The sequence below is a fragment of the Stenotrophomonas sp. 85239_Sma genome (assembly GCF_056481725.1).
This window is the reverse complement of the sequence record NZ_CM151163.1, coordinates 2734923-2749313: the sequence shown is the minus strand read 5'-3', so window position 1 is coordinate 2749313 and position 14391 is coordinate 2734923. Positions and strand designations below refer to the sequence as shown.

Genomic DNA, 14391 nt, shown 5'->3' with positions numbered 1-14391 from the left:
CGTCCCCACGCCCGGCTGCACCGGGCTCATGCCAGTACTGGAGATTGTCATGGCAGAAGCAAAGAAAATCGGGGTGGTCGGAGCCACCTTCCTCGTCGCCGGCAACATGATGGGCTCAGGCGTGTTCCTGCTGCCTTCCAGCCTGGCCAAGATCGGTACTGCCTCGATCTGGGGCTGGCTGATCACTACCGCAGGTGCGCTGCTGCTGGCCTTCGTGTTCGCCAAGCTGGGCAAGCTGGCACCGAAGGCGGGTGGCCCCTACGCCTACGCGCGTGACTGGTTCGGACCCTACATGGGCTTCCAGACCAATACCATCTACTGGTTCGCCAACTGGATCGGCAACGTCGCCATCCCGATCGCGGCGGTGGGCTACTTCAGCTATTTCTTCCCGATCCTGTCCGAACCACTGGTGCGCTGCATCGCGGTGCTGGTGCTGGTGTGGGCACTGAGCTTCGCCAACATGATCGGGCCGGCGTTCGTCAGCCGGGTGCAGACGGTCACCACCAGCTTTGCGCTGGTGCCGATCCTGGGCATCGCCATCTTCGGCTGGTTCTTCTTCGATGCCGACATCTTCAAGGGCGCGTACAACGTGTCGGGCGAGTCCAACTTCGGCGCGGTCTCCAGCGCTGCAGCACTGACTCTGTGGGCCTTCATCGGTGTCGAGTCGGCCTCGGTGACGGCTGGCGTGGTGGAGAACCCGGAAAAGAACGTGGCCCGCGCTACGCTGGCCGGTGTGTTCCTGGCCGCCATCGCCTACATCGCCAGTTCTTCGGTGATCATGGGCATGGTGCCGAACTCGGAACTGCAGGTGTCCGACGCGCCCTTCGCGCTGGCCGCGGCCAAGGCGGTCGGTGGCTGGGGCGGTGCGCTGGTCAGCCTGTGCGCCTTCATCGGTGCCGCCGGTTCGCTGGGTGGCTGGATCCTGTTGACTGCGCAGAGTGCGAAGGCGGCCTCCGATGATGGCCTGTTCCCGAGCATCTTCAGCAAGACCAACAAGGATGACGTGCCGGTCAAGGGCGTGCTGATCGTGGCCGTGCTGATGACCCTGGCGGTGCTGGTCACCTCCACCTCGGAAACCGCGTCGGCCCAGTTCGACGTGATCACGTCGGCGGCCGTGGTGCTGACCCTGCTGCCCTACATCTACTCGTGCGTAGCGTGCTACTTCGTGGTCGAGCGGTCGCACACCCTGGTCCACACCGGTGCGTTCTGGACCCTGACCAGCCTGACCGTCGTGTACTGCCTGTGGGCGATCTACGGCTCGTCGGGAACCATCGTGCAGTACGCCTTCCTGTTCGTGCTGTTCATCACCGTGTTCTATCCCTTCTTCAGCGAGGAGCGCCGCCAGCAGCGGCAGCGCGCCCGCGAGGCCTCGGCCATCAGCGCCGGCGCCCAGCGTTCCTGAGTTCGACAAGGAGAATAAACGTGTACTTCAAGTCCCTGGACTATCCGGTCATTGTCATCGACAACGACTACGAGTCGCCGCGCATCGGCGGCATCCTGATCCGCGCCCTGGTGGAAGAGCTGCGCGGCAATGGCCAGCGCGTGCTGTGCGGCCTGAACCTGGATGATGCCCGTGCTGGTGCCCGCACCTACGTGGCGGCCTCGGCAGTGCTGATCTCGATCGACGGCAGCGAAGAAGTGGATGGCGAGTTCCAGCGCCTGACTGCCTTCCTGCGCGAGCAGAGCGCACGCCGCGCCAACCTGCCGGTGTTCCTGTACGGCGAGCGCCGCACCATCGAGAAGGTGCCGAGCAAGCTGCTCAAGTACATCCATGGCTTCATCTTCCTGTTCGAGGACACCAAGAGCTTCATCTCGCGGCAGGTGATGCGCGCGGCCGAAGACTACATGAAGAACCTGTTGCCACCGTTCTTCAAGGCGCTGATCCATCATGCGGCCGAGTCCAACTACTCCTGGCACACGCCCGGCCATGCCGGCGGCGTGGCGTTCACCAAATCGCCGGTCGGCCGCGCATTCCACCAGTTCTACGGCGAGAATACCCTGCGCAGCGACCTGTCGATCTCGGTGCCGGAGCTGGGCTCGCTGCTCGATCACACCGGCCCGATCAAGGACGCCGAGAACGAAGCCGCGCGCAACTTCGGTGCCGACCACACCTTCTTCGTCACCAACGGCACCTCCACCGCCAACAAGATCGTCTGGCATGGCACGGTGGCGCGTGGCGACGTGGTGTTCGTCGATCGAAACTGCCACAAGTCGCTGCTGCACGCGCTGATCATGACTGGTGCGGTGCCGGTGTACTTCACCCCCAGCCGCAACGCGCACGGCATCATCGGTCCGATCAGCCTGGATCAGTTCACGCCGGAGTCGCTGCAGCAGCGCATCGCCGCCAATCCGCTGGCCAGCCAGGCCTACAGGGCCGGTTCCAAGCCGCGCATCGCGGTGGTGACCAATTCGACCTACGACGGCCTGTGCTACAACGCCGAGAAGATTGCCGATGAGATCGGCAGCGCGGTCGACTTCCTGCATTTCGACGAAGCCTGGTACGCCTACGCCGCGTTCCATCCGTTCTACGAGAACCACTACGGCATGGCCAAGGGCAAGCCGCGTGAGCAGGATGCGATCATCTTCACCACGCATTCGACCCACAAGCTGCTGGCGGCGTTCTCGCAGGCATCGATGATCCACGTACGCAATTCGGCGCAGCGCAACCTGGATGCCGAGCGCTTCAACGAGTCGTTCATGATGCATACCTCGACCAGCCCGCACTACGGGGTGATCGCGGCCTGTGACGTCGCCTCGAAGATGATGGAGGGCGATGCCGGCCGTTCGCTGGTACAGGAAATGCACGACGAGGCCATCGCCTTCCGCCGCGCGATGCTGCACGTGCGCGATGATCTCGGCCGGGACGACTGGTGGTTCAGCGTGTGGCAGCCCACCAAGCTCGAGCGCAGCCTGGACAAGGGCGATACGCCAGCACCGCTGGTGGCCAAGCGCGAGGAGTGGTACCTGCAGCCGGATGCGCACTGGCACGGCTTCGAGAACCTGGTTGATGACTATGTGCTGATCGACCCGGTCAAGGTGACCCTGCTGACCCCGGGCCTGGCGATGGACGGCAGCATGGGCAAGCTGGGCATCCCGGCGGCAGTGCTGAGCAAGTTCCTGTGGGGCCGCGGCATCACCGTGGAAAAGACCAACCTGTACTCGGTGCTGTTCCTGTTCTCGATGGGCATCACCAAGGGCAAGTGGAGCACCCTGGTCACCGAGCTGATGGCGTTCAAGGAGCTCTACGATCGCAATGCGCCGCTGAGCCAGGCACTGCCGACGCTGGCCGCCGATTATCCGAATGCCTACGCCGGCTGGGGCCTGCGTGACCTGTGCGACGCGCTGCATGCGTTCAACCAGGAATTTGCCGTGGCCAAGGTGATGCGCGAGATGTACGTGGATCTGCCGACCCCGGTGATGACCCCGGCCGATGCCTACAACCACCTGGTGAAGGGCGAGATCGAGCGGGTCGACATCGAGCTGCTCAGTGGTCGCGTCGCTGCGACCATGCTGGTGCCGTACCCGCCGGGCATCCCGACCATCATGCCGGGCGAGCGCTTCGGCGACAGCGACGAGCCGATCATCCAGTCGCTGCGCATCGCCCGTGAGCAGAACGCCCGCTTCCCGGGCTTCGAATCGGACGTGCACGGGCTCATCATCGAGCAGGAGGGGGATGCGGTTTCGTACAAGGTGGAGGTGCTGAAGGCCTGACCCGCAACGGTCGGCGCTTCGGCGAACGATGGATACCGCGCGCGAGCAACGCATCCTGAAGTTCTCGATCGGGGTCACCCTGGCGGTGAGCGCGGCCGGCTTCGGCGGTGGCCTGCTGGTGGGATCACAGGCCATCCTGTTCGACGGCGTGTACAGCCTGGTCGACGTCGCCCTGACCCTGGTGTCGTTGTCGGTGCTGCGGCTGGTGGCGCGGGAACAGAGCCCGCGCTTCCAGTACGGCTACTGGCACCTGGAGCCGATGGTCGAGGCACTGGGCGGTGTGATCCTGTCGCTGGCCTGCGTGTATGCGCTGGCCAACGCCGTGATCGGCCTGACCACGGGCGGGCACGAGGTGAAGTTCGGGCCAGCGCTGTGGTGGGCGGCGCTGCTGAGTGCCAGCAACCTGGCGATGGCGGCGTTCGTCGCGCAGCAGGCGCGGCATCTGCGCTCCGCTCTTTTGTGGTTGGATGTGCGCGGCTGGCTGCTGGGTGGGTTGATGAGCCTGGCGGTGGTGCTGGCCTTCGTGTTGGCGCTGGTCCTGCACGGCGGTGAGTGGCACCACTGGGTGCCGTACCTGGATTCGATCGTGCTGGCGCTGATCAGCCTTGCGGTGCTGCCGGTGCCGGCGCGCAGCGCGTGGAAGGCCATGCGCGAAGTGCTGCAGGTGGCACCGGATGATCTGGACCGGCGCGTGCAGCAGGTGATGCAGGCGTTCGTGGCCGAGCGTGGCTATGCCGGTTTCACCAGCCATGTGGCGAAGATGGGGCGGATGCGCTTCATCGAGATCCATGTGCTGGCTGACCCGACCACGCCGCTGGGGTCGGTGGGCGAAGTCGATGCGATGCGCGATGAGATCGCGGTGCGGCTGGATGCCCGCGGCAGTACGTTCTGGTTGACCATCGATTTCACGGCGGATCCGGCGTGGACGTGATCGTTGCGCGTGGCGAACCGATCTGTTGCACGGGCGCTGTTTGACCTCAACCCGAGTTTAGGTTGCAGACTGCCTCGCATCCCCCACGAGGCATGCGGCATGAACCTGCTGACCACCCCGGACCTCGGCCATGGCCTGCTGGAACTGTTCAATCCTCCCGGGCTATACGACCCTTCGGCCAACGGGTACTCGCACGTGGCCGTCGTTCGCCTGCCGGCGCGGGTAATCCATATCGCCGGGCAGGGCGGTGAGGATGCCGATGGTCATCTCTCCCCCGGTTTCGAGGAACAGGTCGAGCAGGCACTGGACAACCTGCAGATTGCGTTGCGCTCGGCGCAGGCCAGCCTGGCTGATGTCGCACGGTTGCGCATCCTGGTGGTCGACCACGACGAGGACCGGCTGGGCATCATCGCCCGGCAGGTGCGGCAGCGTTGGCCGAACCGTGCTGCACCGACCTGCACACTGATCCCTGTGCCACGGCTGGCGCTGGACGGCATGCTGTTCGAGATCGAGGCGGAGGCTTACACGGCCTAGCGCAGGTAGTACTCGACCGGCACCACCAGTTCCTGCGGTGCCTTCAGTTCATCGGGAATGGGCGGCAGCGGCTGCGCACGACGGAATGTCTGCAGCGCGGCGGCGTCGAGCATCGGCTGGCCACTGGACTGCTCCAACCGCAGCGCCAGCAGCCGACCTTCGCGGTCGATGTTGGCCCTGACCCAGGCCGTACCCTGCTGCCGGCGTGAACGTGCGGCGGCGGGGTAGTAGCGGTAACGCTCCAGCCGCGCCATCAGGCGGGCTTCCCACTGGTCGCTGGCGGCGCCGGCCTGGAAGTCTGCCGGTGGTGCGTCGGGAGCGTGCGGCGCGGCCGTGATCGATGCCGGTGCGGGACTTGCATCGGTCACGGCCGCAGGCGTGGCGACCGGCAGCGGTTGTCGGCCAGTGCCACCGTGTTCGCTGGCGGCGAGGTCGCCTTCGCGCGCAGCGGTGGGCGTGGGCGGCGGCGGTGACCGGGTGGGTTGCGATGCGCGGGCCTGCTGCGCCTGGCTCGGGGTGTCGGCCTGGCGTTCTTCCACTGGCTGGGGCGGTGTCGCCGGCGCCAGCAGGCGCAGGCTGATGCGCACGTCCTGCTCAGGCGGCGGCAGCAGCGGCGGCGCGGCCACCCAGTGCACCAACAGCAGCAGGGGCAACAGGTGCAGGCCGATGCTGATGGCGACCGCCTGCCAGTGTTGGCCGCGCTCACTCATCGTCCAGCACCCATAGCAGGTCGGCGTCGGCCGCCTCGATGGTTTCACCCGGCGAGGCCAGTGCGATCACCAGCGCCGGTGTGTCCGCTGGCAGGTAGCCCGGCACGCCGGTACCGCGCAGTACATGCCAGCGACCGGCCACCAGCAGCGCGGGTGCAGGTGCCTCGGTCATTACCTGTGCCATGCGCCTGTCGCGGGCCTGTTGCACGGCCAGCATCCCTTCCAGCATCGGTGCTGCGTCCGCGTGCTGGGCCAGCACCACGGCCGACAGGCGTTGGCGGGCAGCGGCCACCGGGAACCGCACTGCATCAGCGGACGCAAGGTGCGCGTTGACCTCGGCGCGCGCGAGATTCCCGCCGAACAGGGGGATGCCGGCGGCGGTGGCGTCCTGCACCAGCCCGCCATAGGCGGTCCATGGCCATCGTGTATCCCAGCCCAGCAGCTCCTGCAGGCGCGCACCGTCGGCATGGTTGCCCTTGGCCAGCCAGCGCTGCACCCGCTGCAGGCGCGGCTGGCGTTCGCTGGCGATCATCTCCAGCACCAGCGCGCCTTGTGGACGCTGCTGCTGCAGAGACTGCAGCAGCCAGCGCTGGGCGGCGTGGTCACCGGCCAGGTCGTGGCGTTCGCCCAACAGCAGCCGCGGGGCGTTCGCTGCGCGCTTCACGAACGCCGCTTCGTCCAGGCTCTGGCCGCTGGCGAGGTCGACCACCTTGCCGGGCATCGGCTGCGCGCTGGCCATCGACGCCAGCGCAAGCAGGCACAGCGGCCACCAGCGCCGGCTAGAACGCCACATTGACGCCCATCGAGACGGTGCGGCCACGGCCGTTGCCGCGGTCCAGGATCGGGCTGAAGATGCTGTCGATCGAGGCATTGTTGTCATAGGCCTTGTTCTGCAGGTTTTCGATGTTCAGCCACAGGGTCGTGTTGGCCTGGGGCTTGAAGCTGGCGTAGAAGTCCAGCAGCACGCCGGTGCCGCCGGTCTTGCGGGTCTGGAAGAAGTCGTAGCCTTCCTCGGTCGGGCCGGAGTACTCGGCGCGCAGGCCGGCCTGCACGCGCTGCTGCCACCAGCGGCCGCCCACGTCCAACGTCCAGTAGCGATCGGGCAGGGCGGTGATGTCTTCAAGGTTGACGAACTCGATGGGCGGCGCGCTGGTGCGCGAGCGGGTCCAGCTCAGCGTGGCGTGGTAGTGCTCGCTGGCGTAGTGCGCTTCCAGCTCGATACCGCGCATGCGCACCACGCCCGGGTGGTTCATCCAGCGCGTGGTGGTGCTGAAGTCGTCCACGTCCAGCGCATCGGTCCAGGCAGTGAGCTGTGGATCGCTATCGATCGGCACCACGAATGGCTCCACTTCCGGCGGATGCACGATCAGCAGGTATTGCGGCTTGATGTAGTCGCGGATGCGGTTGTCGAAGCGGGTGACGCGCAGCTGGGCCAGGTCGCCGTCAACCAGCAGCGAGTCGGTGCTGAGGTTGGCGCCGAACTGCAGGTTTCGCGAGCGCTCACGGCGCAGGAACGGGTTGGCGCCCACGCCGTCGGCATCGCTCATGCCTTCCAGCGGGATTTTCTCGAAGAACATCTCCTGCACGCGCGGCGGGCGCGATGTGCGCGAGGCTTCGGCGAACAGCTGCAGCCAGTCGGTGGCCTGCCACGAAACCGCCAGGCTGGGGCTGAGCGCGTGCTGGGTGCGGCGCACGTCGATGCCGCCGCCGTTGGTCTCCGCGCACTGGCCGGGGACATCCGAGCACACCGGGACGTGGCCACGGATGCCATAGCGATCCTGGCGCAGGCCTGCGGTCAGCGCGTAGACGTCGTACTGCAGTTCCAGCGTGCTGAACACGCTGTCCAGCTGGCTGCGACCCTGGGGGTTGGCGCCGCGCAGGGTCGGGGTGTCGGCCACGTAGATGTCTGACTGGTGCTTGATGCCGGTGTTCCAGCGCGCCTGCAGTGCGCCGATGTCGAAGCGGCTGGTGTTGTCGAGTGTCCAGCTGCTCAGGCTGCTGTGGGTGCGGCGGCCGATGTAGCTGGAGTCCTCCACCGGCGGATAGAACAGCCGGGTCTTGTTGCTGGCGAAGGTCGCGCGCAGGTCGATCCACGGCGTGTAGGGCGTGTAGTGGTAACTCGCGCGCTGGTTACGCGCGGAAATCTGCCACGGGTAGTTGTGGTAGAAGTCGTTTTCGTATCGCATGTGGCTCAGGTCGAGCCGATGCTGGTCACTGGGCTGCAGGCGTGCTTTCAACAGCCAGCTGCTGGGCTGCTGGCTGCCGGGGTCGGCCTTGTTCTTCTGCCCGCGTGCGGTGGCGTACTCGCTGCTGCGACTGCTGCTGGCGGCGGCCAGCAGGCCGAACTGGCGGTCACCACCGTCCTCGCTGTGGCGCCAGGCACCGGCGAAGGTGCGGCCACTGCCGTAGCCGTTGTTGCCATGGCGATAGCCCGCGCGCAGGCCCCAGTCGCGGCCTTCGCCGAGCAGGTCGTCGATGTCCAGCGTGCGGAAGTTGGCACTGCCGGCCAGCGTGCCGGCGCCATCACCGCCGGCCACCGCGCCGCGCTGCACGTCCACGCCGGCCAGCAGGAACGGGTCGACATAGGCGAACGGGCCGCCCGAGCCATGCCCGGCATTGTTGCGGAAGGTCTGGGTGACACCGTCGATCATTGTGTTGACCCGGCCAGCGCCGGTCATGCCGCGGATGTTGACCTGCAGGCCGGGCTGGCTGCGCGAATGGAAACTGTGGGTGCCGGGCATCGAACGCAGCAGGCTGTTGCCGTCCTGGCGTTCGGCCATTGCCACGCGCTCGCTGCCGACCGCCGGCGCGAAGCCATCGCGCGTGGCTGGCACATACTGACTGGCGCCCGCACCGGGAGAATGACCGTTCGCGGTATCACCCTGCACGCGCAGCGGGCCGGTTCGACGGCTGCCATCGGCGGGTTCGGCCGGCGCCGGTTCCAGCGTGGCGCGGCGTGGGTCGATGAAGCGGGGGCGCAGGCCGCTGCCCGCCAGCAGGCGCGACAGGGCCTGAGCATCGTCGAACTGTCCGCGCAGCGCCGGCGCTGTCTGGCCGCCCGGCAGAGCCGCGCCGATCACCAGGTCGACACCGGTCAAGCGGCTGTAGGCGTCCAGTGCGCTGGCCAGCGGTTGTGCAGGAAGATCGAAGTGGCGGGTGGCGGCCTGCGCATGAGCGCTGGCGGACAACAGCGGAAGCGGACTGGCGCAGGCCAGTGACAGGGCGAGGACAAGGGGGCGGTGAAACAGCATCGGGGGCTCCAGGGGCTGACGCAGCGCGTCGTCATCCTGGGTAGACGCAGCGGCAGGGCCGATGTCAGGGTGCATCGCGATGTCCCCTGCGTGGTGGCAGCCAGACCTGCACGCCCGCGCCGAGGCGGAGCACTCGCACATGCAGCTGCGTGGCCAGCTGGTCCCGGCTGCGCGCCGCACCGCCAGCGCTGCCGAGCAGGGTGACCGGCTGCTGGCGCAGGTGTGCGCCGATAATCCAGGTATGGCCGCCATGCCAGCGATCCAGGTTCTGGGTGACCTCGGCCAAGGGCGTGGAGACCCAATGCAGGCGACGTTCGCGCCAGGCCAGCGCGCTCTGGCTGGGAGCCAGGCCGACGGTCGCTGCCTGTCCATCGAAGCGCAGCTGCTGCCCTTCGATGGCCTGCTCACTGCGGCTGCCGCTGTCCACGCGGACGCGATGCTCGGTGACGGTGACCACGCTGTCGTTGTCCTGCACGGCAAGGTCGAAGGCGGTGCCGAGCGCGGTGACCGTGCCGTGCGCCGTATGCACCTGGAACGGATGCTGCGCATCGGCGGCTACCTTGAACCAGGCCTGGCCATGCTGCAGCTGCAGCTGGCGGCGCTGTGCATCGATGCGGACATGGACTTCGCTGCCGGGCGAGAGCAGCACGTGCGAGCCATCCGGCAGGACTTCTTCGCGGATCTCGCCCGACGCCGTGCGCATTACCTGGGCGGCTGGTGGCGCGGCCTGGCGGGTATACAGGCCCAAGGCACAGAGCAGCAGCACGGCAGTGCCGGCATCGCGCAATCGTCGGCGCTGCCGCTTGCGCTGGTGCCGCTGCAGGCTGGGCGTCGCATCACCGGCCTGCCAGAGCGCCTGCAGGTGCTGGTACTGCGCGGCGTGGCGGTAGTCAGCGTGGTACCACTGGTTGAAGGCGCGCTCGTCGCGGCCGCCGTCGTGGCCGTCCAGCCACCAACGCGCAGCCTCGCGCGCGATCGCATCCTGGCTCATGCGCCGGGTACCTGCTGCAGCGCTACCAGCGCACGCAGCAGATGGCCGTGCGCGGTCTGCCGGCTGATACCGAGCTGGCGGCCGATCTCGGCCAGCGCCATCTGCTCCACCCGGGCCAGCAGGAACACCTGGCGCGAGCGCGGTGGCAGCGCGGCGATGATCGCGTCGAGATGGCGCAGCTGTTCGGCATCCAGCAGGCGCTGCTCCGGCAGCGGTGCAGGATCGGCGAGGGCGTGCAGTTGCGCGTCATCCAGCGCTTCCTCACGACGGCGCTGGCGTTGCCGGTAGTGATCAGCGATCAGATTGTGGGCGACGCGGTACAGGTAGGCGCGGCCGTTGCTCAGCAGGCCGCTGGCGGCGACCTTGACGACGCGTAGCCAGGTTTCCTGGACGACGTCATCGGCGTCGCTGCGTTGCGGGAGTTTACGGCGGACATGGGCGTGCAGCGGCCGGTAATGGGCCGCACACAGCTGCGCGACATCCGTCGGTTCGACAGGCGTGGACACGGGGCGGGCGACAACTGGGAAAGGGAACAGCCCGCGGCGGCAAGGGCAGCGGCTGCACCTTACAGCAAAAGAGAATCATTTGCATCTATAGATGGGCATGGCACACCTGCGCGGACGCGGGATCAGCGCGGGCGATAGTCGCAGTGGATCTGCAGGGCTTCGGTGGGGTTGTGGTGCAGCTCGAAGCCGCAGTGCTGCAGGCCGTGCTTCACCCGCGCGATCACTTCTGCATGGCGGGCGACGCGACGATCCTGCCAGCGCGGCGGGGTGAACACGCCCAGCGGCAGCAGCCGCAGTCGCTTGCCGCGCAGTACCAGTGAGACATCGATATGACGGCCATCGATATCGTGGCCGTTGGCGCCGAAAATGGCATCGACTTCATCGTGCCGTTGCGGATAGCAGGTGCGGAAGAGGGTGATACCGAGCCGCCGCACCAGGCGCCGGAAGCCGCCGAGGCGGCTGTGGCGGGGCTCGAAGCCCCGGGTGAGCAGCAGGCGCAGTTCGGCAGGCAGCAGTGCCTGTGCCTCGAGCAGGCGTTGCAGCACCTCTGCGTCGATCTGGATATGGCGGGAGGGCCAGCGCGGGGCGACATGCAACCCGTGGTGGCTGCCGCGGTGCAGGGTCAGCATGCGTGAAGCTTCGCATGTGGGGAAACAGCCGGGGTAGTGCCGGCCAGCGGCCGGCACTACCATCGTCGGGTCAGAGGTCGCGGTACTGGATCTGCGACGCCAGTACGCGCAGGCCGTCGGCATTGCTGGACAGGATGCGTTCTTCGCCAACTCCCTTCTGTCGCGTCAACTGGAAGCCCTGGTCGGCAGGCAGCTGTGCGGCGATGGCATCCATGCGCTGCAGCGCGTCGGGGCCGCTGCAGTCGAAGTGGCCCCAGCAGGCGCCATCGCGGTGGATCTGCAATCGGTAGTTCATCGCGGCAGCTCCGGCAGGTCCTGCAGCCAGTGGTCGAACATTGCGGTGGCCGCCGCCGCCAGCGGTGCGCCATATCGACGTGCCTGGGCGCGAAGATCGTTCGGATCGATGCCGGCCTGCGCCAGCTCCAGGGTGTGGCCGATCAGCCAGCGTTCGAACTGGCGGGCGTCCAGTTCCGGATGGCATTGCAGGGCCAGCGCATGGCAGCCGATGGCGAAGGCCTGGTGGCGGCAGGCCGGTGTACTGGCCAGGCGGTTGGCACCGGTTGGGAGTTCGAATGCCTCGCCATGCCAATGCAGCACGGGAATGCCTTGCAGGGCCTGCAGCGGTGAACGCTGGCCTTCATCGGTCAGCAGCAACGGCGCGAAGCCGATCTCCTTGCCACCACTGGCGGCGACGCCGGCACCAAGCGCGCGGGCCATCAGCTGTGCACCAAGGCAGATGCCCAGGGTCGGCTGTTGCTGCTGCAGCCGGCGCTGCAGCAGGGCAATGCTGTCGATGACGAAGGGGTAGGTCTCTGTGTCATTGACACTGATCGGACCACCCAGCACCACCAGCAGGTCGGCGGTTTCGGCGGCGTCGAGCGCGTCGATACCGGCCTGCAGCACCTGCAGCTGCCAGCCTTGTGCCAGCAGCAGCGGCTGCAGGGTGCCGAGGTCTTCGAAGGCGACGTGTTGCAGAACGACCGCACGCTTCATGCCGGGGCTCCGCTGCCAGGCCAGTAGAAGCTGTCCGGGGTGGCGCGGGCACCGAAGATGGCCTGGCCGACGCGGACCACGGTGGCGCCTTCCTCGATGGCCACTTCGAAATCACCGGACATGCCCATCGACAGCTGCGACAGGTCGAGGCCGGGCGGGGCGGTGCGCTGCAGCTGGTCGCGCAGTTCGCGCAGGCGCACGAAGCAGGCGCGCACGCGCTCGACGTCGGGGGTGAAGATGGCCAGGGTCATCAGGCCGCGCACGTGCAGGCGATCGAAAGCCGGCAGCTGCTGCACGAAGGTCTCGACCGCGTCGGGCTCCAGTCCGTACTTGCTGGGTTCGGCCGAGGTGTTGACCTGCACGAACACATCCAGCGTGCGGTCTTCCAGTTGCAGGCGCTGCTGCAGGGCCTCGGCCACGCGCAGGCTGTCCAGCGCCTGGAACTCGCTGGCGAAACGTGCCACGTAGCGCGCCTTGTTGGTCTGCAGATGCCCGATCACCGACCAGCGCACGCCCAGGTCGGCCATCGTCCCGGCCTTGCGCTGCGCCTCCTGCACCTTGTTCTCGCCCAGTTCGTGGCAACCGGCAGCCACCGCCATGCGGATACGGGCGTCATCAACGGTCTTGCTGACCGGCAGCAGGCGAACGCTGGCCGGGTCCCGGCCGACGCGGGCGCAGGCATCGGCGATGCGTTGGCGCACCGTGACCAGGTTCGCGGCGATCTGTTCAACGGACTGGGCGACGGGCCAGTCGGCAGCGGCAAGGGGCATGCGGGCACCTCCAATGCAGGGTGGCCAGGGTGGGATACACTGGCACAGGACAAGATATATTTTGGCATAGGACAAAATGAAAATCACCGGGCATAGCGCCGAGTCGATCTTCGACAGCATCCGCGACGGCATCGGCAAGGGCCGCCTGCTGGCTGGCAGCGTGCTGCCGCCGGTGCGTGAGCTGGCAGGGCAGCTGGGGGTGAACCGCAATACGGTGGCCGCTGCCTACAAGCGCCTGGATGCGGCGGGCCTGGCCAGCACGGCGGGTCGCCGCGGCACAGTGGTGCGTGGCCTGCCGCCGACGCTGGCACGCGAGGGCAGTACACCAGGGCTGGCCCTGCATGACCTCGCCGGTGGCAACCCGGACCCGCGCCTGCTGCCCAATCTGCGCGTGGCGCCGGCGGCGCCGCGCCTGTACGGCGTGGGCACGGTCGACCCGAAGTTGCAGGTGCTGGCACGGGCCTCGCTGGATGCGGACTGCCCCGAGGGTTATGCGCTGGAGCTGACCCATGGCGCGGTCGATGGCATCGAACGCCTGCTGGCGGCATGGCTGCTGCCGGGGGATCGAATCGCGGTAGAGGATCCGTGCTTCCTCGGCAGCCTGAACGTGCTCAACGCGGTGGGCCACGCACCGTTGCCGGTGACGGTGGACGCGCATGGCATGCAGGTCGATTCGCTGCGGGCGGCGTTGGAGGCCGGCGCACGCGCGGTGCTGCTGACCCCGCGGGCACACAACCCGACCGGGGCCAGCCTGGATGCGAAGCGGGCACGGGCGTTGCGCCAGCTGCTGGCGGCCTACCCGCAGGTAGCGGTGCTGATCGACGATCACTACGCGCTGCTTTCGCAGCAGGCCTACCACTCGGTACTGCCGCTGGATGGCCGGCGCTGGGCGCTGCTGCGTTCGTTGTCCAAACCGCTCGGTCCGGATCTGCGGCTGGCCTGGCTGGCCTGTGATGAAGAGACCGCGTCGCGGTTGCGGCTGCGGTTGGCGTCCGGCACGGGCTGGGTCAGTCACCTGCTGCAGGATGCAGCGACCTCGGTGCTGGGGTCGGCAACGCTGCGGGCGAAGATCGCCTCGGCGGGCGAGCGTTACCAGCAGCGGCTGCAGTCGCTGCAGGAACTGCTGCACGCACGTGGCATGCCGACGCCGCAGCCGATGGAAGGATTGAACCTGTGGCTGCCGCTGCCGGCCGACAGCCATCCGCAGGTGCTGGCGCTGGCTGCACGCGGATGGCATGTGCGTGCTGGCGAAGTGTTCGCGGTGGCGGCGCCGGGGCATGGCCTGCGCATCACCTGCGCGGCGCTGGGATCGGTGCAGTTGCGGCAGCTGGCCGATGACCTGGCGGCGGTGTGCGGTCTGTAGAA

General features: G+C 67.7%; 14 protein-coding genes. 5 read left to right on the top strand and 9 right to left on the bottom strand.

Annotated features, from left to right (window positions below; translation table 11 throughout):
* Positions 1-49: 49 nt before the first annotated feature.
* The 4 genes from adiC to ACYKG1_RS12830 all read left to right on the top strand — a co-directional run bounded on the left by adiC (position 50) and on the right by ACYKG1_RS12830 (position 5176).
* Positions 50-1402 (top strand): arginine/agmatine antiporter, encoded by a 1353-nt coding sequence (gene adiC / locus ACYKG1_RS12845; protein ID WP_478470680.1) that lies wholly within the window; start codon positions 50-52, stop codon positions 1400-1402.
* Between the two features lie 20 nt (positions 1403-1422).
* The gene (locus ACYKG1_RS12840) at positions 1423-3711 is read left to right on the top strand and encodes an Orn/Lys/Arg family decarboxylase (RefSeq protein ID WP_100473168.1); all 2289 of its coding nucleotides are present in this window, start codon (positions 1423-1425) and stop codon (positions 3709-3711) included.
* A 28-nt stretch (positions 3712-3739) separates the two neighbouring features.
* Positions 3740-4642, top strand: a complete 903-nt coding sequence (locus ACYKG1_RS12835; RefSeq protein WP_262084391.1) for a cation diffusion facilitator family transporter — start codon at positions 3740-3742, stop codon at positions 4640-4642.
* Positions 4643-4741: 99 nt separating this feature from the next.
* Complete coding sequence (locus ACYKG1_RS12830; protein WP_262226833.1) at positions 4742-5176, top strand: RidA family protein; 435 nt, start codon at positions 4742-4744, stop codon at positions 5174-5176.
* Here ACYKG1_RS12830 and ACYKG1_RS12825 read toward each other — a convergent pair.
* From ACYKG1_RS12825 to ACYKG1_RS12785, 9 genes are all read right to left on the bottom strand, one after another.
* Positions 5173-5886 carry an energy transducer TonB family protein gene (locus ACYKG1_RS12825; RefSeq protein ID WP_478470679.1) on the bottom strand — a complete coding sequence of 238 codons (714 nt, stop codon included), beginning with the start codon at positions 5884-5886 and terminating at the stop codon, positions 5173-5175. The genes ACYKG1_RS12830 and ACYKG1_RS12825 overlap by 4 nt on opposite strands.
* Positions 5879-6679 carry a ChaN family lipoprotein gene (locus ACYKG1_RS12820; protein WP_478470678.1) on the bottom strand — a complete coding sequence of 267 codons (801 nt, stop codon included), beginning with the start codon at positions 6677-6679 and terminating at the stop codon, positions 5879-5881. The genes ACYKG1_RS12825 and ACYKG1_RS12820 overlap by 8 nt, the downstream gene beginning before the upstream one ends.
* Positions 6666-9137: a TonB-dependent receptor gene (locus ACYKG1_RS12815; RefSeq protein ID WP_478470677.1), complete on the bottom strand. Its 2472-nt coding sequence runs from the start codon at positions 9135-9137 to the stop codon at positions 6666-6668. Before ACYKG1_RS12815 ends, ACYKG1_RS12820 begins: the two co-directional genes overlap by 14 nt.
* 64 nt (positions 9138-9201) lie before the next feature.
* Complete coding sequence (locus ACYKG1_RS12810) at positions 9202-10128, bottom strand: FecR family protein (protein WP_478470676.1); 927 nt, start codon at positions 10126-10128, stop codon at positions 9202-9204.
* Positions 10125-10634, bottom strand: a complete 510-nt coding sequence (locus ACYKG1_RS12805) for an RNA polymerase sigma factor (protein ID WP_087922901.1) — start codon at positions 10632-10634, stop codon at positions 10125-10127. The genes ACYKG1_RS12810 and ACYKG1_RS12805 overlap by 4 nt, the downstream gene beginning before the upstream one ends.
* Positions 10635-10756: 122 nt before the next feature.
* Positions 10757-11263 (bottom strand): hypothetical protein, encoded by a 507-nt coding sequence (locus tag ACYKG1_RS12800; RefSeq protein ID WP_478470675.1) that lies wholly within the window; start codon positions 11261-11263, stop codon positions 10757-10759.
* Positions 11264-11333: 70 nt separating this feature from the next.
* Entirely contained in the window at positions 11334-11558 is a 225-nt protein-coding gene (locus ACYKG1_RS12795; RefSeq protein WP_049444441.1) for a hypothetical protein, read from the bottom strand.
* The gene (locus tag ACYKG1_RS12790) at positions 11555-12256 is read right to left on the bottom strand and encodes a glutamine amidotransferase (protein WP_478470674.1); all 702 of its coding nucleotides are present in this window, start codon (positions 12254-12256) and stop codon (positions 11555-11557) included. Before ACYKG1_RS12790 ends, ACYKG1_RS12795 begins: the two co-directional genes overlap by 4 nt.
* Entirely contained in the window at positions 12253-13026 is a 774-nt protein-coding gene (locus ACYKG1_RS12785) for a YggS family pyridoxal phosphate-dependent enzyme (protein ID WP_262084384.1), read from the bottom strand. Before ACYKG1_RS12785 ends, ACYKG1_RS12790 begins: the two co-directional genes overlap by 4 nt.
* A 76-nt stretch (positions 13027-13102) precedes the next feature.
* On the opposite strand from ACYKG1_RS12785, the gene ptsJ reads away from it, so the two are divergent.
* Positions 13103-14389, top strand: coding sequence for a MocR-like B6 salvage transcription factor PtsJ (gene ptsJ / locus ACYKG1_RS12780; RefSeq protein ID WP_100473157.1), 1287 nt, complete (start codon positions 13103-13105; stop codon positions 14387-14389).
* The last annotated feature ends 2 nt before the right edge of the window (positions 14390-14391 follow it).

Bases quoted from the DNA above. Each gene is read 5' to 3' on its own strand.
- adiC (WP_478470680.1), top strand. From the start codon at position 50: ATGGCAGAAGCAAAGAAAATCGGGGTGGTCGGAGCCACCTTCCTCGTC.
- ACYKG1_RS12835 (WP_262084391.1), top strand. From the start codon at position 3,740: ATGGATACCGCGCGCGAGCAACGCATCCTGAAGTTCTCGATCGGGGTC.
- ACYKG1_RS12830 (WP_262226833.1), top strand. From the start codon at position 4,742: ATGAACCTGCTGACCACCCCGGACCTCGGCCATGGCCTGCTGGAACTG.
- ACYKG1_RS12825 (WP_478470679.1), bottom strand. From the start codon at position 5,886: ATGAGTGAGCGCGGCCAACACTGGCAGGCGGTCGCCATCAGCATCGGC.
- ACYKG1_RS12820 (WP_478470678.1), bottom strand. From the start codon at position 6,679: ATGTGGCGTTCTAGCCGGCGCTGGTGGCCGCTGTGCCTGCTTGCGCTG.
- ACYKG1_RS12815 (WP_478470677.1), bottom strand. From the start codon at position 9,137: ATGCTGTTTCACCGCCCCCTTGTCCTCGCCCTGTCACTGGCCTGCGCC.
- ACYKG1_RS12810 (WP_478470676.1), bottom strand. From the start codon at position 10,128: ATGAGCCAGGATGCGATCGCGCGCGAGGCTGCGCGTTGGTGGCTGGAC.
- ACYKG1_RS12800 (WP_478470675.1), bottom strand. From the start codon at position 11,263: ATGCTGACCCTGCACCGCGGCAGCCACCACGGGTTGCATGTCGCCCCG.
- ACYKG1_RS12795 (WP_049444441.1), bottom strand. From the start codon at position 11,558: ATGAACTACCGATTGCAGATCCACCGCGATGGCGCCTGCTGGGGCCAC.
- ACYKG1_RS12790 (WP_478470674.1), bottom strand. From the start codon at position 12,256: ATGAAGCGTGCGGTCGTTCTGCAACACGTCGCCTTCGAAGACCTCGGC.
- ACYKG1_RS12785 (WP_262084384.1), bottom strand. From the start codon at position 13,026: ATGCCCCTTGCCGCTGCCGACTGGCCCGTCGCCCAGTCCGTTGAACAG.
- ptsJ (WP_100473157.1), top strand. From the start codon at position 13,103: ATGAAAATCACCGGGCATAGCGCCGAGTCGATCTTCGACAGCATCCGC.